This is a genomic window from Pseudomonas sp. LBUM1644, from assembly GCF_059716195.1.
Genome location: NZ_CP166812.1, coordinates 2145735 through 2163828, shown reverse-complemented (window position 1 = coordinate 2163828; position 18094 = coordinate 2145735). Strand labels below are relative to the sequence as shown.

At 56.5% G+C, this 18094-nt stretch carries 23 protein-coding genes and 1 tRNA gene; 9 read left to right on the top strand and 15 right to left on the bottom strand.

Translation table 11 applies throughout. The features are described from left to right. Window positions 1-12: 12 nt before the first annotated feature. Window positions 13-207, bottom strand: a complete 195-nt coding sequence (locus ACA052_RS09790; protein WP_497649467.1) for a hypothetical protein — start codon at window positions 205-207, stop codon at window positions 13-15. Between the two features lie 372 nt (window positions 208-579). Continuing rightward, window positions 580-1587, bottom strand: a complete 1008-nt coding sequence (locus tag ACA052_RS09785; RefSeq protein ID WP_497649466.1) for an AraC family transcriptional regulator — start codon at window positions 1585-1587, stop codon at window positions 580-582. Between the two features lie 167 nt (window positions 1588-1754). On the opposite strand from ACA052_RS09785, the gene ACA052_RS09780 reads away from it, so the two are divergent. The 5 genes from ACA052_RS09780 (at window position 1755) to ACA052_RS09760 (ending at window position 5113) form a co-directional block, all read left to right on the top strand. Next, window positions 1755-2606 carry a 3-hydroxybutyryl-CoA dehydrogenase gene (locus ACA052_RS09780; RefSeq protein WP_497649465.1) on the top strand — a complete coding sequence of 284 codons (852 nt, stop codon included), beginning with the start codon at window positions 1755-1757 and terminating at the stop codon, window positions 2604-2606. Beyond that, the gene (locus tag ACA052_RS09775) at window positions 2593-3252 is read left to right on the top strand and encodes a TetR/AcrR family transcriptional regulator (RefSeq protein WP_497649464.1); all 660 of its coding nucleotides are present in this window, start codon (window positions 2593-2595) and stop codon (window positions 3250-3252) included. The genes ACA052_RS09780 and ACA052_RS09775 overlap by 14 nt, the downstream gene beginning before the upstream one ends. A 91-nt stretch (window positions 3253-3343) precedes the next feature. Further along, complete coding sequence (locus ACA052_RS09770; protein WP_497649463.1) at window positions 3344-3757, top strand: VOC family protein; 414 nt, start codon at window positions 3344-3346, stop codon at window positions 3755-3757. Window positions 3758-3898: 141 nt separating this feature from the next. Then, complete coding sequence (locus ACA052_RS09765; RefSeq protein WP_497650288.1) at window positions 3899-4312, top strand: YajG family lipoprotein; 414 nt, start codon at window positions 3899-3901, stop codon at window positions 4310-4312. A gap of 39 nt (window positions 4313-4351) precedes the next feature. Then, complete coding sequence (locus ACA052_RS09760; protein ID WP_497649462.1) at window positions 4352-5113, top strand: bestrophin-like domain; 762 nt, start codon at window positions 4352-4354, stop codon at window positions 5111-5113. 218 nt (window positions 5114-5331) lie between these two features. On the opposite strand, the gene ACA052_RS09755 is transcribed toward ACA052_RS09760, so the two are convergent. After that, window positions 5332-5718, bottom strand: coding sequence for a hypothetical protein (locus ACA052_RS09755; RefSeq protein WP_497649461.1), 387 nt, complete (start codon window positions 5716-5718; stop codon window positions 5332-5334). Window positions 5719-5948: 230 nt separating this feature from the next. Between ACA052_RS09755 and ACA052_RS09750 the strand changes: the two genes are divergently transcribed. Then, window positions 5949-6359, top strand: a complete 411-nt coding sequence (locus ACA052_RS09750; RefSeq protein WP_497649460.1) for a hypothetical protein — start codon at window positions 5949-5951, stop codon at window positions 6357-6359. Window positions 6360-7150: 791 nt separating this feature from the next. Here ACA052_RS09750 and ACA052_RS09745 read toward each other — a convergent pair. From ACA052_RS09745 to thrS, 9 genes are all read right to left on the bottom strand, one after another. Next, window positions 7151-7227, bottom strand: a tRNA-Pro gene (locus ACA052_RS09745). An 89-nt stretch (window positions 7228-7316) separates the two neighbouring features. After that, window positions 7317-7673 carry a MerR family transcriptional regulator gene (locus ACA052_RS09740; RefSeq protein ID WP_093218077.1) on the bottom strand — a complete coding sequence of 119 codons (357 nt, stop codon included), beginning with the start codon at window positions 7671-7673 and terminating at the stop codon, window positions 7317-7319. Further along, window positions 7654-7956, bottom strand: a complete 303-nt coding sequence (gene ihfA, locus ACA052_RS09735) for an integration host factor subunit alpha (protein WP_002553164.1) — start codon at window positions 7954-7956, stop codon at window positions 7654-7656. Before ihfA ends, ACA052_RS09740 begins: the two co-directional genes overlap by 20 nt. Window positions 7957-7959: 3 nt before the next feature. Then, window positions 7960-10341 (bottom strand): phenylalanine--tRNA ligase subunit beta, encoded by a 2382-nt coding sequence (gene pheT / locus ACA052_RS09730; RefSeq protein WP_497649459.1) that lies wholly within the window; start codon window positions 10339-10341, stop codon window positions 7960-7962. A gap of 26 nt (window positions 10342-10367) precedes the next feature. Next, a complete protein-coding gene (gene pheS / locus ACA052_RS09725; protein WP_007905876.1) occupies window positions 10368-11384 on the bottom strand; it encodes a phenylalanine--tRNA ligase subunit alpha in 1017 nt (338 codons plus the stop codon). Between the two features lie 109 nt (window positions 11385-11493). After that, window positions 11494-11850, bottom strand: a complete 357-nt coding sequence (gene rplT / locus ACA052_RS09720; RefSeq protein ID WP_007905879.1) for a 50S ribosomal protein L20 — start codon at window positions 11848-11850, stop codon at window positions 11494-11496. A gap of 27 nt (window positions 11851-11877) precedes the next feature. Beyond that, window positions 11878-12072, bottom strand: a complete 195-nt coding sequence (gene rpmI / locus ACA052_RS09715) for a 50S ribosomal protein L35 (RefSeq protein ID WP_008145659.1) — start codon at window positions 12070-12072, stop codon at window positions 11878-11880. A gap of 60 nt (window positions 12073-12132) precedes the next feature. Then, a complete protein-coding gene (infC, locus tag ACA052_RS09710; RefSeq protein WP_172668659.1) occupies window positions 12133-12684 on the bottom strand; it encodes a translation initiation factor IF-3 in 552 nt (183 codons plus the stop codon). Further along, entirely contained in the window at window positions 12684-14606 is a 1923-nt protein-coding gene (gene thrS / locus ACA052_RS09705; RefSeq protein ID WP_497649458.1) for a threonine--tRNA ligase, read from the bottom strand. The genes infC and thrS overlap by 1 nt, the downstream gene beginning before the upstream one ends. Before the next feature lie 374 nt (window positions 14607-14980). Between thrS and ACA052_RS09700 the strand changes: the two genes are divergently transcribed. After that, on the top strand, window positions 14981-15283 hold the full coding sequence (locus ACA052_RS09700) for a hypothetical protein (RefSeq protein WP_497649457.1): 303 nt from the start codon (window positions 14981-14983) through the stop codon (window positions 15281-15283). Between the two features lie 292 nt (window positions 15284-15575). Beyond that, on the top strand, window positions 15576-15788 hold the full coding sequence (locus ACA052_RS09695) for a cold-shock protein (RefSeq protein ID WP_003179963.1): 213 nt from the start codon (window positions 15576-15578) through the stop codon (window positions 15786-15788). Window positions 15789-15860: 72 nt separating this feature from the next. Here ACA052_RS09695 and ACA052_RS09690 read toward each other — a convergent pair whose 3' ends face one another. Beyond that, window positions 15861-16181, bottom strand: a complete 321-nt coding sequence (locus ACA052_RS09690) for an I78 family peptidase inhibitor (RefSeq protein WP_497649456.1) — start codon at window positions 16179-16181, stop codon at window positions 15861-15863. A gap of 167 nt (window positions 16182-16348) precedes the next feature. Then, window positions 16349-16654 carry a hypothetical protein gene (locus tag ACA052_RS09685; protein WP_497649455.1) on the bottom strand — a complete coding sequence of 102 codons (306 nt, stop codon included), beginning with the start codon at window positions 16652-16654 and terminating at the stop codon, window positions 16349-16351. A 132-nt stretch (window positions 16655-16786) separates the two neighbouring features. Between ACA052_RS09685 and ACA052_RS09680 the strand changes: the two genes are divergently transcribed. Continuing rightward, window positions 16787-16999: a hypothetical protein gene (locus ACA052_RS09680; RefSeq protein ID WP_497649454.1), complete on the top strand. Its 213-nt coding sequence runs from the start codon at window positions 16787-16789 to the stop codon at window positions 16997-16999. A gap of 32 nt (window positions 17000-17031) precedes the next feature. Here the strand turns inward: ACA052_RS09680 and ACA052_RS09675 are convergent, their stop codons facing one another. After that, complete coding sequence (locus ACA052_RS09675; protein WP_497649453.1) at window positions 17032-18060, bottom strand: nucleoside hydrolase; 1029 nt, start codon at window positions 18058-18060, stop codon at window positions 17032-17034. Between the last annotated feature and the right edge of the window lie 34 nt (window positions 18061-18094).

Here is an 18094-nt window from a genome sequence, read left to right as displayed (position 1 = left end):
CATGTCATGGGATCACCCTATCGTTTTTGCGAATTCGACCAATTGAACGTTTGAAACATCAATGACAACAACTCCAACCCTGCTAGGTAACGATTTACCTTCGCTATCAATCCAACTAGGGTATTCGAGTACAAACTGTCCTTTTTCAGGCGCCGATGGCCATGCGGTCGACCATCCAAACAGGCGCTTTCCATCAACTAAATTCAAGATGACAAATCCACGTCTCGATGAAAAAGCACCGTACCACTCACAGGGAATGAGTTTTGCGTGGTGATTTTCAGCCTCCTGAGCAAGGAGTGGAGCTTGTCATTACTCGCGACGTGACAGGAAAGAAACCCCAGCAATACTGCAATCACCGCTGACCACAAAGCCTCAGACTTCTTGTCCCACAAGCCGACCGAAAAAAAGCGCTCTCCTGTTAACACCAACAACGCCCCCAAACCGACTACAAGCGACTGAATCACAAACGTAAAAATAAGCGCCTGAACTATCTGTCCAAATGTGTCTGGTTAAACGCAGGGAATTTTCGTGGAACCATCAGCGAAAAATCCGACATACACCCAATCGTAATCCCACGCTTTACGCCTGAAACCGCGCCCGATACTTCCCCGGGCTCTCCCCCGTCCACTTCTTGAACGCCCGATGAAAAGCACTCGGTTCCTGAAAACCCAGTTGCTCGGCTATATCGCTGATGCTTGACCGACTCTCACGCAATTGCTCAAACGCAACGCCGCGCCGCACTTCATCCTTGATCTCCTGATACGAACAACCTTCACGTTCCAGTTTGCGGCGAAACGTGCTCGGGCTCAGGTGTTGTTCCAGGGCGAAAGCCTGCAAGGTCGGCCATTCACTGTAATGGCTGTGGCGCAGGCGCTGGTGGACCAGTGACGCCAGGCCGTGTTGGTTGCGGAAGCGGATTACCAGCCATTGGGGTGCGGTGCGCAAAAACACTTTCAACGATGCCAGATCCTGAACCACCGGCAGTCGCAGGTAATGACTGGCAAATTCGATTTCAGTGCGTTCGGCGCCAAAGGTCAGGTTGGGCCCCCAGAGCAAACGGTCATCGCTGAGGGACACGCGTGCGTGGCGAAAGTCGGCGCGGTCGATGGGAATGCGCCGTCCGCCCAGCCAGCACAGCAGGCTGATCATCAGCACCAGGAACGTCTCCTCACCAAAACGACCGGCGTCGCTGTCCTGCGCGTGGGTCTCGAGGCTGATCACCGCTCGCTTGCCGCGCACGGTCAGCGTGCCGCGAAAATCCCGCAGGAACAGCGCAAAGTTGGCCAGGCACTGGCGCATGGCTTTGTGCAGGTCGGGCTCCTGAATCAAGGCCCGACAGATCAGGGCAAAACTGCCTGGCGGCATGCCGTGGGAGTCGAGCCGGAAAAATTCGTCGTTCAGTTCGCGGATCTGAATCAACCACAGCGCCGCAAATGCACTGGCCGGCACCCGCGCCGTGGGCTGCGCCATCAACGCCGGGTCGATACCTGCCTGCTCCAGCGCATCCTGCAGACGCTGGGGATCTTCGCCCTGCCCATGGATCATTGCCTGCACGAAGTAGGCGGCCACCGAGTCCTTTTCCCGCATGTGAACGTTTCTCTCCTCATGACCTGAAATGGCAAAAAACGCCAGTGCCGTTGAACAGTTTCGGCATAGGACAACCGCCCCGCCGGCTCTAGACTCGCGGCCAATAGTACGCCTTCGACCGTTATGGCGGCCAAGGTATCGCAGGGTTTGAGCGGAAGGACAGTAAGATGAATCTGCAGCATATTGGCGTGATCGGCGCCGGCACCATGGGCAATGGCATCGCGCAAGTCTGCGCCCAGGCCGGTTTCAACGTGACCCTGCTCGACATCTCCGAGAGCGCCTTGCAAAAGGCTGTCTCCACCATCGCGAAAAACCTCGATCGGCAGGTTGCCAAGGAAACGCTGACACAAGAGCAAAAGCTTGCAGCCCTCGACAAGATTCGCACCAGCACCGACTACAGCAGCCTGCAGAAGGTGCAACTGGTCATCGAAGCCGCCACCGAAAACCTCGACCTGAAACTGCGGGTATTGCAACAGATCGCCGCGCAAGTCAGCGCCGACTGCGTGATCGCCTCCAACACCTCGTCGCTGTCGATCACCCAACTCGCCGCCAGCGTCAGCCAGCCTGAGCGTTTCATCGGCCTGCACTTCTTCAACCCGGTGCCGGTGATGGGGCTGATCGAAGTGATCAGCGGCCTGCAAACCAGCGATGCCACCCATGCCCTGGCGCTGCACATGGCGACCACACTCGGCAAAATCGCCATCACTGCCGGCAACCGCCCGGGTTTCGTGGTGAACCGGATTCTGGTGCCGATGATCAACGAAGCGATTCTGGTGCTTCAAGAAGGCCTGGCCAGCGCCGAAGACATCGACGCCGGCATGCGCCTGGGCTGCAACCAGCCCATCGGCCCGCTGGCCCTGGCGGATTTGATCGGCCTGGACACCTTGCTGTCGATTATTGAAGCCTTCCATGACGGCTTCAACGACAGCAAATACCGCCCCGCGCCACTGCTCAAGGAAATGGTCGCCGCCGGTTACCTGGGACGCAAAACGGGGCGCGGCTTCCATGCCTATGCCTGAGCGTTGCTCACGTTTCGCCGAATACCGGGACAAAGTGCTGGAGCTCTTTGCCAGCAAGGGTTTCGGTCAGGTCGGCATGCGTGAGCTCGCGACGTGCCTGGGGCTCGCCCCGGGCTCGCTGTATCACCATTACCCCAGCAAGCAGCACTTGCTGCTCGACCTGATCGAGGAGTTCTACGAAGAGCTGCTGGCCACACTCGGACGCATCGAGCAAAAGGCCCCGGCGAAACGCGATCGACTCAACAGTCTGATTCGCGCGCATTTGAATCTGCATCAGGAAATGCCTTGGCATTTTCGTTTGGTGGAACGCGACAGCGGCTGCCTGAATGAAGAACAACAGGAACGGGTTCGGCAGCTGCGCGAGCAATACGAGCGCAAGGTGTTGCAGATGCTGGGCGTGCGCCCGCGCGTCAGTGAGCAGCGCCTGTTGGCCACCGGCCACGCCATTGCTTCCCTGCTCAATAGCGCTCCCGGCTGGCTGGCGCACCCTGCACTGGATGAACAGGAGCGCGATGAGCTGTTGGAGAGTCTGGTCAGTGGCGCCATCGAGCGCCTGCTGGCGCCGCGCCGTGCGCAGGAAGCAATAAGCCTCGCCCACCCAATAGACAAAACATCTAAAAAAACCCAGACGCCTGCCGCGATTTAGCGCTTATCTACCCGGGTCACTGCTCATCGGAATTCATTGACGAACCAGACGTCAAACCGGTGTGTACCCTAAATGACCGGGAGCGCGAAACATGAAAATCAATCCCTACCTCATCTTCAACGGCGACTGCAAAGCCGCTTTCACTTTCTATGCCGAAGCGCTGCAAGGGAAGATCGAAGTCATGATGACCTTCGGTGAGACCCCCGCCCGCGACCACGTTCCGGCGGATCTGCATAACTTGATCATCCACACTCGGTTGCTGGTGGACGATCAGGCGATCATGGGCTCGGACACCACTCCGGATCGCCCTGTCGATGACATGGCGGCTTGTTCAATCTCGCTGAATGTCGACAGCATTGCCGAGGCTGATCGGGTCTTCGCGGCGTTGGCGGACGAGGGCGAAGTGCAATTGCCCCTGGATAAAACGTTCTGGGCAGCGCGCTTCGGGATGCTGAAGGACCGGTTTGGGGTGGCATGGATGGTGAACTGCGAGAAGGATCAGTGAACCTGACGTTTTTAACGCTTTAAAAAGCCCAACCTCAACCGGCTGGGCTTCCTGGCAACTCCCGGACCGTCTGCTAACGTCAACAAGCCACCTCGCACAGCAGCGGATTGCCCGGAGAAACTCACCATGCCTGCCCCTATCATGTCTTGGCCCACCCGATTCAAACTGTCAATTATGGCGGGTGGACTCACTGCCACCCTGCTCGCGCTCAGCGGCTGCGCGACCGTCGACGCCCAGACCACCGCCTATGTCGGCGTCGAACATCCCGCGCCGACGCTGGCCAGCGAAGTCGTCGTGCTGCGCACCGAGCCCCTTCGCCCCCATGTCCGTTTGGGTGAAGTGCTGATCGACGCCAGCATCGACCCTGCTCCGCCCATTACCCAGGTTGAAGAAAAACTGCGGGAAGAGTCCGCCAAACTTGGTGGCGATGCCGTGGTGGTGGTCTACGACCACATCCAGCCGGTGGCCGCCTACGTCAGCGGGCCGCTGTGGAATCGCGACATCGAAACCATCCAGGGCCGGAAACTCAAGGGGATCGTGATCAAGTACAAGTAAGGTGCTCACGCAGCCCGACGACGTCAACGGAGGCCGACTTTGAATGATTTGGTGATCGCACTCATCGTGTTCGTCTGCCTGTTCGGCAGCGCGTTATTGGGCTCGTATGTGCGAGCGCGATTGCCAAGCGATCACCTGAGCGACGACTCTGTCACCGTGGTCAAACTCGCCACGGGCCTGATCGCGACAATGTCGGCATTAGTGCTCGGCCTGTTGGTTTCCTCCGCGAAAAGCACCTTCGATACCGCCAATGCCGAGCTGGAGGGGGCCGCCGCGAAGGTGGTTCAATTCGACCGCCTGTTAGCCCGTTACGGCCCGGACACCCAGCCAATCCGCACCCAGCTCAAGCACAATTACGCCGAAGTCGTGCAAATGCTTGCCTCGCGCGATCAAACCCAATTGGCAAAGCTCGACAGCCCCGAAGCGATCAATCGCTCCGAAGCGCTGCAACGCCAGGTCGAAGCACTCTCCCCCACGACCGAAAACCAGCGCGCACTGAAGGCTTCTGCCTTGCAGGACATGGACACCGTGTTTGCCGCACGCTGGTTGACCCTGCTGCAATCCAATCAGTCGATTCCAGCGGTCATGCTGGTGATTCTGGTGACATGGCTGGGGATTATTTTCGGCTCGTTCGGTTTGTTCGCACCGCGCAATGGCACGATTGTGGTGGTGCTGATGATGTGTGCGCTGTCGACGGCAGCGACGATTTTGTTGGTGGAGGAACTGAATCGTCCGCTGGATGGGTTTATCAGTGTGTCACTGGAGCCGATGCGGCATACGTTGGGGCGGTTGGGGGAGTAGCCTCGGTACCGAATACGTACCCTGTAGGAGCTGCCGCAGGCTGCGATCTTTTGATCTTGCTGTGGCTTTTGATTTTTTCACTCCAGCGATATGCTTTTCACGAAACGCTCACAAACCAGAGCGCAGATTCAACTTACAAAAGGATTTGACCCCATACAGAGAGCCCGCCATGCGCGGGCTTTTTGTTTTGATTTGGCAAGGACTCCCCCCTGTCCGCTTTACTGGGGGGTCAGTGTGTACTGAGACTTCACTTCTCCGCTTTTGGGATCGACGAACCAGACGTCTTTATTGTCCACTTTCACCCTCTGACACTCGGTAGGGTAGCCTGTCGCCGCTATGCAAAGAACGCCGTCCTCAACTGTCCAGTGCTCCGTCGCAGAGTACGCATCAGCGCCATCGTAAAATTCTGATCCATCAGCGTTAAAACTCATTGAGGACGGTTTTTTGATGTTGGTCAGCTTGTTCCCGACCAAAGCACTTTTGATTTGAGTGTCATTTAGCGCTACAGCTGAAGGTGGGACTGGCTTTGCGGGGTTGCCCCCCGAAGAAGCGCAGCCTGACAGCACAAGCGCAATCAACGTGTAACTCAAGTTTTTAGAGTTCATGCTGCACCTCTTCTTATATTTATTGGGGAAACTGATTAGAGCGTAGGCCAGCCAGCGCCGCGCGCTATTGACCTGTCGGTGGCTCAGTGTGGGGCGCAAAGAAAAGTCAGGTTTCGAGGTGGCTTTTTTACGACTACCTTTATCCGTCAGAACTTACCTCTGCACCTATAGGCAAGCAGCTAGCGGCACGAGTGCGTACGAAGACATGCCCCCCACTTCGAGGATCAGCTATGCATCCATCGTTTCTGCAGCGCATCGATGAACTCGGCGCCCTGCTCGGCAGCTCTAATGCAGCACGTATCGATTTCTTCCGCCGTTCTAACCGACTGAAGTCACGCCGCGGTGTTCGCTTCCAGGTGGTGACCACGAAGCTCGGAATTTTCCAGGTCGTCGAGCGATACACTGGCAAGACGTGGGCCGTGCGTTCCAACTACCGGGAGGCCATGGATTTCGCCATCCAACTCGAGGAAAAATCCAACCGTCGGAAGGCAGGCGCGCGGTGTTCGGCGAGCCAGACAATCGCTGGTCATGCGAGCGAGGGTATGAGCCAAAACTTTCAGCGGGACCGCGAGGAAATTGTCTGGTGTGAGTTAGCAGCGGATTTGGCACCGACAAGGACCTTGCAAGAGATTCCGAGCTGACCGCTAGAAGCCGCGGCCGACGGATCTTTCGAGGGTTCAGCGGCACTCAATCGGTGCCAACTACCTGCAAAATGGTTTGTCACCAAAACCGCAAGAAGTCGGGTGAATTTGCGGTCTGTTTGGCACTGCGGTTTGGGCCCAAAAACGTCGAATTTGGAGGTATGAGTCAGGCTCTTGGACGCGATGGTTTGATTCCAAATGGGCCCCTGGGCCTCGTGATCAAAGGGTCTTCAGGAGGCCCACAGCCCGTCAGCAATCAATTCGAATAGATGCGCCCTCCCCGCGCTCTGTTCCGTTTCCCTAGCGCACAATCGGAAGTCCGGCTTTCGCTGCTTCCGTTTGTCTTCAAAGGCACGGCCCGCGTGACTTACAGCCGGTTTCGCTGATTTGGGATGGTGACCTTTAAGAACGAATAATCGGAACTGAGCTTCCAGGATTTAGCGCCGCGGCGCGGGTGAGGGAAAACGCCCTAATTCCCCGGGAACAAGGCATTAGGCAAGGCTATCTGACATGCGAAAAAGCTGAGAAAGAAGATAAATATCAAACAGGATTGGTGCCAAAGGCAGCGCGAAAAAGGGCCAAAAACGGCGTGAACTCACACGTTCGACAGGAATGACCCCCAAAAAAACTGTCATCAACTCAGTTATTTAGTTAGGACAACACCCACCGGACGGATTCCGAGCTCGGTATCCGCTGAAGATTCCACCCAGAGCCAGCTGTTTTGTGGGGGTAAAAACACTTAAAAATAAAAAAGGGTCGCGAGATAAAATCTCGCAACCCTTTGAATTATATGGTCGGGACGGAGTGATTCGAACACTCGACCCCTAGCACCCCATGCTAGTGCGCTACCGGACTGCGCTACGCCCCGACTAGGCGTTAAACCTGTTCCTCCCCTCGAGGAACGCTCAAGAATATATCGCAAGCTTTTGAAAACTGGAAGTATTCAAACGCAGTAATTTATTTCTTGAGCACAATCAGCACGTCTTCCAATTCAGCGATCATCTGCCGAATCATCTGCTTGTACTGGGTGGTGTCGTCTTTGGCTTCATCGCCGGACAAACGCAAGCGTGCGCCGCCGATGGTGAACCCCTGATCGTAAAGAAGCGCGCGGATCTGCCGGATCATCAGCACGTCTTGTCGCTGATAATACCGGCGGTTTCCGCGACGTTTGACGGGGTTGAGTTGAGGAAACTCCTGCTCCCAATAGCGCAGCACGTGCGGTTTTACGGCACACAGCTCGCTGACTTCACCAATGGTGAAGTAGCGTTTGCCTGGGATGACGGGTAGCTCGTCGTTATGACTTGGTTCCAGCATAAGCCTCAACTCGGGCCTTCAACTTCTGCCCTGGACGAAAGGTGACCACACGGCGAGCCGTGATCGGGATTTCTTCACCCGTTTTCGGATTGCGGCCAGGCCGCTGGCGTTTGTCGCGAAGGTCGAAATTGCCGAAACCGGACAATTTGACTTGTTCGTTGTCTTCGAGAGCGTGCCTGATTTCTTCAAAAAACAGTTCGACCAATTCCTTGGCCTCCCGTTTATTCAGGCCCAACTCCTCATACAGACGTTCCGCCATTTCAGCTTTCGTCAGAGCCCCCATACGTCACTTCCTTAACGTGGCGTTCAACCTTTGTTCGAGCGAGGTGAGGATATTTTGCGTCGTGGTATTCACCTCATCGTCATTAAGAGTGCGCGATGGATGCTGCCAGGTCAAGCCGACTGCAAGGCTTTTTCTATCAGGATCAATGCCTTTACCCTGATATACGTCAAATAGCCTGAGGTCCGTCAGCCATTCCCCTGCATTTTCACGGATTACGTCCAGTACAGCGCTGGCTGCGACGTCTTTTTCGGCGATCAGTGCAAGGTCACGACGCACTTCAGGAAAACGCGACAACTCCTGGAATTTAGGCATTTTACCCAACGCCACTTCGGCCAAAACCAGCTCGAAAACGAAGACCGGACGGTCGAGACCGAGGGTTTTCGACAATTCAGGGTGGATCGCGCCAACGAAGCCCACCAAACGACCTTCACGTTCGATGCGTGCGGTTTGGCCCGGGTGCAACGCAGGGTGGTTGCCCGGTACGAAAGTGAACGAATCCAGCGCACCGGCAAAGCCCAACACTGCTTCAACGTCAGCTTTCACGTCGAAGAAGTCCACGACATCGCGACCTTGTGCCCAGCCTTCCGGCAGACGGCTACCGCACACAACACCGGCCAGCATCGGCTCTTGCTTCAGGCCTTCCAGCTGCCCCACGAAGCGCAGGCCGCTCTCGAACAGTCGAACACGATCCTGTTGACGGTTCAGGTTGTGCTGAAGCGCCTTCACCAGACCTGGCCACAGGGACGAGCGCATGGCCGCCATGTCGTTCGAAATCGGGTTCGCCAGCAACAGCGGTTCTACACCCGGATTAAACAACTCGAACTGTTTCGGATCGATGAAACTGTAAGTAATCGCTTCTTGATAACCGCGGGCTACCAGCAAACGACGCAGCTCAGGCAGATCGCTACGTGCTTCGGCCTTGGCTTGTGGCGCCAGACGGGCTTGCGGGTAGCGAACCGGCAGACGGTTGTAACCGTAGAGACGCGCCAGCTCTTCGATCAGGTCAACTTCAAGGCTGATGTCGAAGCGATGGCTTGGCACTTCTACGCGCCACTGCCCTGCCCCGTCGGCAGAAACGGTCAGCCCCAAAGCATTGAGCAGACGCTCGACTTCGACCGAATCCATTTCCATGCCCAACATCTGGGTGATGCGCTGGGCGCGCAGGGTGACTGGTGCAATCTTCGGGAGATGTTGTTCGCTGACGGTTTCGATGATCGGGCCGGCTTCACCGCCAGTGATTTCCAGCAGCAGGCCAGTGGCGCGCTCCATGGCCTCACGGGCCAGTTGCCAGTCCACGCCGCGCTCGTAGCGGTGCGAGGCGTCGGTGTGCAGGCCGTAGGAACGCGCCTTGCCAGCAACGGCGATCTGATCGAAGAACGCACTTTCAAGGAAAATGTCGCGAGTGGACGCGGTGTTGACGCCGCTGTGTTCACCGCCCATGACGCCGGCGATTGCCAGAGCGCGGGTGTGGTCGGCAATCACCAGCGTATCGCTACGCAGGCTGACTTCCTGGCCATCAAGCAGCACCAGCTTCTCGCCTTCTTCGGCCATGCGCACACGGATGCCGCCATTGATTTCGGCGAGATCGAACGCGTGCAGCGGTTGACCCAGCTCCAGCATCACGTAGTTGGTGATGTCGACGGCAGCGTCGATGCTGCGCACATCGGCACGACGCAGACGCTCGACCATCCACAGCGGGGACGGCTTGGACAGGTCGACGTTACGGATCACACGCCCCAGATAACGCGGGCAAGCGGCTGGCGCCAGCACCTCAACCGAGCGCACTTCATCGTGCACGGCTGGAACGGTAGCAACGACCGGGCGAGTGACTTCGGTGGCGTACAGCGCACCGACTTCACGGGCCAGACCGGCCAGGGACAGGCAGTCGCCACGGTTCGGGGTCAGGTCGACCTCGATGCTGGCGTCGTCCAGGCTCAGGTATTCACGAATGTCCTGACCCACTGGCGCATCGGCCGGCAATTCCATCAGCCCATCGTTGCCTTCACCGACTTGCAGCTCGGCTTGCGAGCACAGCATGCCGTTGGACTCAACGCCACGCAGCTTGGCTTTCTTGATTTTGAAATCGCCCGGCAGTTCGGCACCGATCATGGCGAAAGGGATCTTCAGGCCCGGGCGCACATTTGGCGCACCGCACACGACCTGGAAAGTCTCCGAGCCATTGCTGACCTGGCAAACACGCAGCTTGTCGGCGTCCGGGTGCTGCTCGGTGCTCAGCACTTCGCCCACCACCACACCGGTGAATTCGCCGGCGGCCAGCGTAACGCTATCGACCTCAAGACCGGCCATCGACAGACGAGCAACCAGCTCGTCGCGACTTACCTGCGGGCTTACCCAGCCACGCAGCCATTGTTCACTGAATTTCATCCTGCTCTCCTAAGAATTCGTTACGACTAGCGAAATTGCGCGAGGAACCGCAAGTCGTTGTCGAAGAACAGACGCAAGTCGTTCACGCCGTAACGCAGCATGGCCAGACGCTCAACGCCCATGCCGAAGGCAAAGCCCGAAAACTCTTCCGGGTCGATCCCGGACATGCGCAGTACGTTCGGGTGAACCATGCCACAGCCCATGACTTCCAGCCAGCCGGTCTGCTTACAGACACGGCAGCCTTTGCCGCTGCACATCACGCATTCCATATCGACTTCGGCGGATGGCTCGGTGAACGGGAAGTACGAAGGGCGGAAACGCACGGCCAGTTCTTTTTCGAAGAACACGCGCAGGAACTCTTCGATGGTGCCTTTCAGGTCGGCGAAGTTGATATCGCGATCAACCAGCAGGCCTTCGACCTGGTGGAACATCGGCGAGTGGGTGATATCAGAGTCGCTACGGTACACACGGCCCGGGCAGACGATGCGAATTGGCGGCTGTTTCGATTCCATGGTGCGGACCTGGACCGGCGAGGTATGGGTGCGCAGCAACATGTTGGCATTGAAATAGAAGGTGTCATGCATCGACCGGGCCGGGTGATGGCCTGGGATGTTGAGCGCTTCGAAGTTGTGATAGTCGTCTTCGACCTCAGGGCCTTCGGCGATGCCGTAGCCGATGTGGGTGAAGAACTGTTCGATACGTTCCAGAGTACGGGTAACCGGATGCAGGCCACCCGAGGTCTGGCCGCGGCCAGGCAGGGTCACGTCAATGGACTCGGCAGACAGTTTGGCGGCAAGGTCGGCCTCTTCAAACAGTGCCTTGCGGGCATTGAGAACCTCTGTGACACGCTCCTTGGCAACGTTGATCAGCGCACCGACTTGCGGACGCTCTTCTGCCGGCAAATTCCCCAGGGTCTTCATCACCTGAGTCAATTCACCCTTTTTGCCAAGGTAGTGAACCCGGATTTGCTCCAGGGCATTGATATCTTCAGCGCTTTGCACAGCCTCTAGTGCTTGAGAGACGAGCGCATCCAGGTTTTCCATGTACAGACTCCAGATACAAAATAGGGGAAGAGCTTGAAGGCTCTTCCCCTATTTATGACGTTTAACACCGGGCCCCACAAAGGTGAGGCCGGGTGACTGTCGGGGGTACTTAAGCCAAGGTGGCTTTAGCTTTCTCGACAATCGCAGCAAACGCCGCTTTTTCGTTCACTGCCAGATCAGCCAGAACCTTACGGTCGATCTCGATGGACGCTTTTTTCAGGCCGGCGATGAAACGGCTGTAGGACAGACCGTTGATACGTGCACCAGCGTTGATACGAGCGATCCACAGAGCGCGGAACTGACGTTTTTTCTGACGACGGTCACGGTAGGCGTATTGGCCTGCCTTGATTACCGCTTGCTTGGCAACACGGAATACGCGCGAGCGAGCGCCGTAGTAGCCTTTAGCAAGTTTCAGAATTTTTTTGTGACGTTTACGGGCAATGACGCCACGCTTTACACGAGCCATGAGTTACTTCCTCTATTCTTGACTAAATTAACGAAGGCGCAGCATGCGCTCGACTTTTGCCACGTCACACGGTGCCAGCAAGCTGCTACCGCGCAGTTGACGCTTACGCTTGGTCGACATTTTAGTCAGGATGTGGCTCTTGAAAGCGTGCTTGTGCTTGATACCGTTAGCAGTTTTCAGAAACCGCTTAGCAGCACCACTTTTAGTTTTCATTTTTGGCATGTTCGGATACTCCGCATTCAGTTGATAAACATAATCAGAAGGCCTGCCGTGCCCTATTGATTACTTCTTCTTTTTCGGGGCGATGACCATGATCAGTTGGCGTCCTTCCATCTTAGGATGCTGTTCGACCGAACCGTACTCGAGCAAGTCACCTTCAACTCGCTTGAGGAGTTCCATCCCCAGCTCCTGGTGGGCCATCTCACGGCCGCGGAATCGCAAGGATACCTTGGCCCTGTCCCCATCACTCAGGAAACGTACCAGGTTGCGCAGTTTTACCTGGTAATCCCCTTCCTCCGTCCCTGGACGAAACTTGATTTCTTTAACCTGAATCTGCTTCTGGTTTTTCTTGGCCGCGGCAACCTGCTTCTTCTTTTCGAAGATCGATTTGCCGTAGTCCATCAGCTTGCAAACAGGGGGTACTGCATCGGCGGAAATTTCCACCAAATCCAGCTTGGCCTCTTCAGCCTTAAGAAGCGCGTCTTCAATTGACACAATCCCAAGCTGCTCACCCTCAGCCCCAATTAACCGAACCTCGCGTGCCGAGATATTCTCGTTGATCGGGGCTTTCGGTGCAGCTCGTTTATCTTGTCTCATTTCACGCTTAATAATAATTACTCCGAATCTGGGCGACCACGCCGGGAAACCGCTTGCGCGAGAAACTCAGCGAACTGGGCGACGGGCATCGAGCCCAGGTCAGCACCTTCACGAGTACGCACAGCGACAGTCTGCATCTCGACTTCCCGATCTCCGATAACCAAGAGATAGGGGACCTTGAGCAAAGTATGCTCGCGGATTTTAAAGCCGATCTTTTCATTTCTCAAGTCAGACTTGGCACGAAATCCGCTTTCGTTGAGAGTTTTTTCAACCTCAGCGGCAAAATCAGCCTGTTTATCAGTGATATTCATGATCACTGCCTGGGTCGGAGCCAGCCACGCAGGGAACGCACCCTCGTAGTGCTCGATCAGGATCCCAACGAAACGTTCGAAGGAACCGAGGATCGCCCGGTGCAACATAACCGGGTGCTTGCGACTGTTGTCTTCGGAGACGTATTCGGCTCCCAGACGGATAGGCAGGTTAAAATCGAGCTGCAGGGTACCACACTGCCAGACGCGGCCAAGGCAATCTTTCAGCGAGAACTCGATCTTCGGACCGTAGAACGCACCCTCGCCTGGCTGGAGATCGTACGGCAAGCCCGCATTATCAAGGGCTGCAGCCAATGCAGCCTCGGCGCGATCCCACAGTTCGTCGGAACCGACGCGTTTTTCCGGACGAGTGGACAGCTTCATTTCGACGTCTTTGAAGCCGAAGTCGGCGTAGACGTCCATGGTCAGCTTGATAAACGCAGCGGATTCAGCCTGCATTTGCTCTTCAGTACAGAAGATGTGGGCATCGTCCTGAGTGAACGCACGCACGCGCATGATGCCGTGCAACGCACCCGATGGCTCGTTACGGTGGCACGCACCGAACTCGGCCAGGCGCATCGGCAACTCGCGGTAGCTTTTCAGGCCCTGATTGAACACCTGCACGTGGCACGGGCAGTTCATCGGCTTGATGGCGTAGTCGCGGTTTTCCGACTGCGTGGTGAACATGTTGTCGGCGTAGTTGGCCCAGTGCCCGGATTTCTCCCACAGGCTGCGGTCAACGACTTGTGGAGTCTTGATCTCCAGATAGCCGTTGTCGCGCTGCACCTTGCGCATGTACTGCTCGAGCACTTGGTACAGGGTCCAGCCGTTCGGGTGCCAGAACACCATGCCCGGCGACTCTTCCTGGGTGTGGAACAGGCCCAGACGCTTGCCGATCTTGCGGTGATCGCGCTTTTCAGCTTCTTCAATGCGCTGGATGTAAGCCGCCAGTTGCTTCTTGTCAGCCCAAGCGGTGCCGTAAACGCGCTGCAATTGCTCGTTCTTGGCGTCACCACGCCAGTAGGCGCCGGACAACTTGGTCAACTTGAAGGATTTCAGGAAGCGCGTGTTCGGCACGTGCGGACCACGGCACATGTCGACGTATTCTTCGTGATAGTACAGACCCATGGCCTGCTCGTTTGGCATGTCCTCGACCAGGCGCAGCTTGTAGTCTTCGCCACGGGCCTTGAACACTTCGATCACTTCGGCGCGCGGAGTGACCTTCTTGATCACGTCGTAATCTTTTTCGATCAGTTGCTGCATGCGCTGTTCGATGGCTGCCAGGTCGTCCGGAGTGAAAGGACGTTCGAAGGCGATGTCGTAATAGAAGCCTTCGTCGATGACCGGGCCGATCACCATTTTGGCGGTCGGGTACAGCTGCTTGACCGCGTGGCCAACCAGGTGGGCGCAAGAGTGGCGAATGATCTCCAGCCCCTCTTCATCCTTTGGCGTAATAATTTGCAGCGTGGAATCGCTGTCGATGATGTCGCTGGCGTCGACCAGCTTGCCATTGACCTTGCCGGCCACGGTTGCTTTTGCCAGACCGGCACCAATGGATGCGGCGACCTCGGCTACGGAAACCGGGTGATCGAATGAACGTTGACTGCCGTCGGGAAGAGTAATAGTTGGCATGGCGCCTCCTCTCCTAGTGGTGACCCCTACCAAAGGTCACGTGGGTTGGGATGAGCCAGTACAAGATCCGGTCCAGGCCATTCAATGACGAACGCCTGCCTTACAGCGGCAGGAGCCTTGCGGCCAACCGGAAAACCGAACCAGAGTGACTGGGATTCAAATCAGGGTTATTCGGACACTTGCCGCTACCGGGACTGGAGGTCATCCGGAGCCCGCAAACACCCGAGCGGCGCATGCTAGCACAGATGAACGGTCGTCGCCGTGCCAAGGTTTTCTACTGGGGAAAATCTGCTGATTTTATGCCAGAGTGCTGAACTTGAACCCTGCTTTACCCCTCAGATAACAAGACATCGACCCAAAAGGAGCATCACAGCATGCGTCTGAATACCTTGTTCGCAGTAGTCGCACCCCTCGCCCTGTTATTGCCACTGTCCGCCCATGCCGATTGGCCAAAGGGCGAGCGCGATAAATACATGGCCCAGTGCACCCAAGCGGCAACCCCTCAGATCGGCGCTGCTGCAGCTAAAGCCCACTGCGCCTGTGGTGCCGACGCGATCAAATCGTACCCGGATAAAGATATCCAGTCCTTGATGGACAACACCGCCAGTGACGCCCTGAAACAAAAAGCACTGACCCAAATTTCTTCCTGCAAGGCCGATAACAAGGCGAAAAAATAAGCCTGAAAAGAGGCTTTGAAGGCCCTCACAGCCGATGAAAAGCCTCTAAAAACCGCTTTTTCGTACAATTTATGCAGGTTTTACAGCTTTTTTTATCGTCTTTACTTTCGGCTGAAAGCCTTGTAAATCGGGGCTTTCAGCCATACCAGGCAACAAAGAAAGCGTGTCTGTAGGGTAAACAGCACGTCCGGGGGGCTCCCAAAGCGAACATTTCGACTATGATACCCCGGTGTGCCCAGTTGGCCTGAGCAGCACAGTACTACTGAAAATATATGTTTCTTGGAGATACACCATGTCTAATCGCCAAACCGGCACCGTTAAATGGTTCAACGATGAAAAAGGCTTCGGCTTCATCACTCCTCAAGGTGGCGGTGACGACCTGTTCGTACACTTCAAAGCTATCGAAAGCGACGGTTTCAAAAGCCTGAAAGAAGGCCAAACCGTTTCCTTCGTGGCTGAGAAAGGCCAAAAGGGTATGCAAGCTGCTCAAGTTCGCCCAGAGTAATTTCCAGGCGCACTAAAAAAACCCCGTCCATGTGACGGGGTTTTTTATGGGTAATACAAAAGCCTGAAGCGATCAGCCGCAGTTGACGCGGGTGACCACCCGACTGGCATCGGTGTTCAAGTTCAGGCGATCGGAATGGTACTCCATGGTTACCATGTCGGTAGGTAACAGGAACCGGGCATTTTGTGCCCCGGAACGGGTGCGCGCCTGCTCCAGCAGTTCTGGCGAAGCGGCTTTGCCAATGGTGAATTCGGCTGCCTTTGCATCACAGCGGCTGTGGCCAGTGTCAGTCGTCGTAACGGGGTCTGCTGCCGAATTCGAATTCGTACCGCTGCAACCGGCCAGCAGCGTGACGGCGAACAAAGTACCCAATGACGCGAGCTTCCAAGGCATGAAGCCTCCTTTTTTCCAATAGTTAAGCTGAGATCTTGCGACCGCCAATCTGGCGTTTGGTTTCAAGGTGAGTGCCATCACCCTGCCCCCAACGCGGACAAGCGACAAGTTTGCCTGAGCATCTCCCTGCCGTTCATCACTCAATCGTGACTGAATATGAACAGCGCTCAATAGACGTCGATGTAGTCGAACGGCGGATTCGGCCAGTTTTCTTTCAGCGCGTTGAAAATCTGCATGACCCAGACCTCATCACTGGCCGCGACCAATCCTACATAACCCGATCCCTTGGCCCACGTCTCCAGGCGAAACAGTAGGCCGGCTATGTCGTTTCCGCCCACGACACCCGACGAAATGTAGGCGATGCCACCCTTGGTCACGCGTAATTGGGTGTGCTCATCGTCGCTGGCGCTGGCCAGCAGCTGACGGACCGCCTCAAGGGTCAAGCCGTCAGGAGTGTTCAAATCGATCTGCACCGCGCGATCCTTGATAAATCGTTAAAGACCAAGTGTCGCATAGCGCTCCCCTCATGCCTAAGTCGGAGTGCCAAACGCCGCGCAAAATGGTTAACTCGACAGTCAGACTTTCCCGACTGCACGAGCCCCATCATGACTACCGTAAGCATCGACGCCAACATCACCGTCAAATGGTCACAGGGCCACAGCTCATACAGCCCGGGTAGCCCGGAAGAGCTGGCGATCATCGGTATCGATTTATTAGTCAAGGCGCTGGGCACCGAAGCTGCCCAGTCGTTCATCAAGCAGGTATTCGAGAAATATCCGGCCGACCTGAAAGCCGCCGAGGAAACCGAGAGAGCGTAAAACCCGCAGGCTGGCACCTGCGGGCCTGGAACCTACTTCAGACGAGCCAGACGCTGGGTCAGCAAGTCGAAGAAACCCTGGGCGTCACCGCTTTCAACCCAGAAGGCATTCTTCGGTGCCTTCAGGCCGTCATACCAGTCGACGATGGTTTGGCCAAAGGTCGGGCCTTCGCGGCTATCGACCACCACGTTGACCGAACGCCCCGTGAACAGCTCCGGTTTCAGCAGATAAGCGATGACCGTGGCGTCATGCACCGGGCCACCCGGAATACCGTAGTGCTCCATGTCGCCCTTGATGTATTCATTGAGAATATCGCCCACCAGCTTGCTCGCATTGTTGTTCAGTGCGGCAATCTGCTTGAGACGCGCCTCACTGGTGAGGATCTTGTGGGTCACGTCCAACGGCAGATAGGTCAGTTTCACACCGCTTTTCGATACCACTTCAGCCGCCTGCGGATCGGCGAACAGGTTGAACTCAGCCACGGGGGTGATGTTGCCACCGTTGAAATGCGCCCCGCCCATGATCACCACTTCCTTGATGCCCTGGACGATTCCAGGTTCCTGGATCAGCGCAAGCGCCAGGTTGGTCTGGGGTCCCAGCATGGCGATCGTGATGCTGTGAGGCTTGGCAGCCTTCAAGGTATCGATCAGGTAATCGACCGCATTACCCTTGGCCAAACCCTGCTTCGGTTCGTGGACGGCGACACCCGACAAGCCCTCTTTGCCATGAATGTCCTCGGCATAGATCGGTGTGCGCATCAGCGGCTTCGGCGCGCCCGCATACACGGGTACATCCTCGCGCCCCGCCCATTCGCGGGCCAGCCGCGCATTGCGCGAAGTCTTGTCCAGGCGAACATTGCCGGCGACGGTGGTCAGTGCCCGAATGTTCAGCTCTTCGGGCGACGCCAGCGCAAACAGTAAGGCAACCACATCGTCGGCCCCCGGATCGGTGTCGATGATCAAGTCGATTTTTTCCGCCGCCTGGGCGCTTGTTGCAGTAATCAGGGACAAAAGCAGCAGACTCCGGAACAGGTGATGCAGTTTCTCAGCATAGCGGTACATGGCGCATTCCTTGTGCGTGATACATCAGAGAGAC

Coding starts and splice junctions, on each gene's coding strand:
- ACA052_RS09785 (WP_497649466.1), bottom strand. CDS start 1,587: ATGCGGGAAAAGGACTCGGTGGCCGCCTACTTCGTGCAGGCAATGATC.
- ACA052_RS09780 (WP_497649465.1), top strand. CDS start 1,755: ATGAATCTGCAGCATATTGGCGTGATCGGCGCCGGCACCATGGGCAAT.
- ACA052_RS09775 (WP_497649464.1), top strand. CDS start 2,593: ATGCCTATGCCTGAGCGTTGCTCACGTTTCGCCGAATACCGGGACAAA.
- ACA052_RS09770 (WP_497649463.1), top strand. CDS start 3,344: ATGAAAATCAATCCCTACCTCATCTTCAACGGCGACTGCAAAGCCGCT.
- ACA052_RS09765 (WP_497650288.1), top strand. CDS start 3,899: ATGTCTTGGCCCACCCGATTCAAACTGTCAATTATGGCGGGTGGACTC.
- ACA052_RS09755 (WP_497649461.1), bottom strand. CDS start 5,718: ATGAACTCTAAAAACTTGAGTTACACGTTGATTGCGCTTGTGCTGTCA.
- ACA052_RS09750 (WP_497649460.1), top strand. CDS start 5,949: ATGCATCCATCGTTTCTGCAGCGCATCGATGAACTCGGCGCCCTGCTC.
- ACA052_RS09740 (WP_093218077.1), bottom strand. CDS start 7,673: ATGCTGGAACCAAGTCATAACGACGAGCTACCCGTCATCCCAGGCAAA.
- ihfA (WP_002553164.1), bottom strand. CDS start 7,956: ATGGGGGCTCTGACGAAAGCTGAAATGGCGGAACGTCTGTATGAGGAG.
- pheT (WP_497649459.1), bottom strand. CDS start 10,341: ATGAAATTCAGTGAACAATGGCTGCGTGGCTGGGTAAGCCCGCAGGTA.
- pheS (WP_007905876.1), bottom strand. CDS start 11,384: ATGGAAAACCTGGATGCGCTCGTCTCTCAAGCACTAGAGGCTGTGCAA.
- rplT (WP_007905879.1), bottom strand. CDS start 11,850: ATGGCTCGTGTAAAGCGTGGCGTCATTGCCCGTAAACGTCACAAAAAA.
- rpmI (WP_008145659.1), bottom strand. CDS start 12,072: ATGCCAAAAATGAAAACTAAAAGTGGTGCTGCTAAGCGGTTTCTGAAA.
- thrS (WP_497649458.1), bottom strand. CDS start 14,606: ATGCCAACTATTACTCTTCCCGACGGCAGTCAACGTTCATTCGATCAC.
- ACA052_RS09700 (WP_497649457.1), top strand. CDS start 14,981: ATGCGTCTGAATACCTTGTTCGCAGTAGTCGCACCCCTCGCCCTGTTA.
- ACA052_RS09695 (WP_003179963.1), top strand. CDS start 15,576: ATGTCTAATCGCCAAACCGGCACCGTTAAATGGTTCAACGATGAAAAA.
- ACA052_RS09690 (WP_497649456.1), bottom strand. CDS start 16,181: ATGCCTTGGAAGCTCGCGTCATTGGGTACTTTGTTCGCCGTCACGCTG.
- ACA052_RS09680 (WP_497649454.1), top strand. CDS start 16,787: ATGACTACCGTAAGCATCGACGCCAACATCACCGTCAAATGGTCACAG.
- ACA052_RS09675 (WP_497649453.1), bottom strand. CDS start 18,060: ATGTACCGCTATGCTGAGAAACTGCATCACCTGTTCCGGAGTCTGCTG.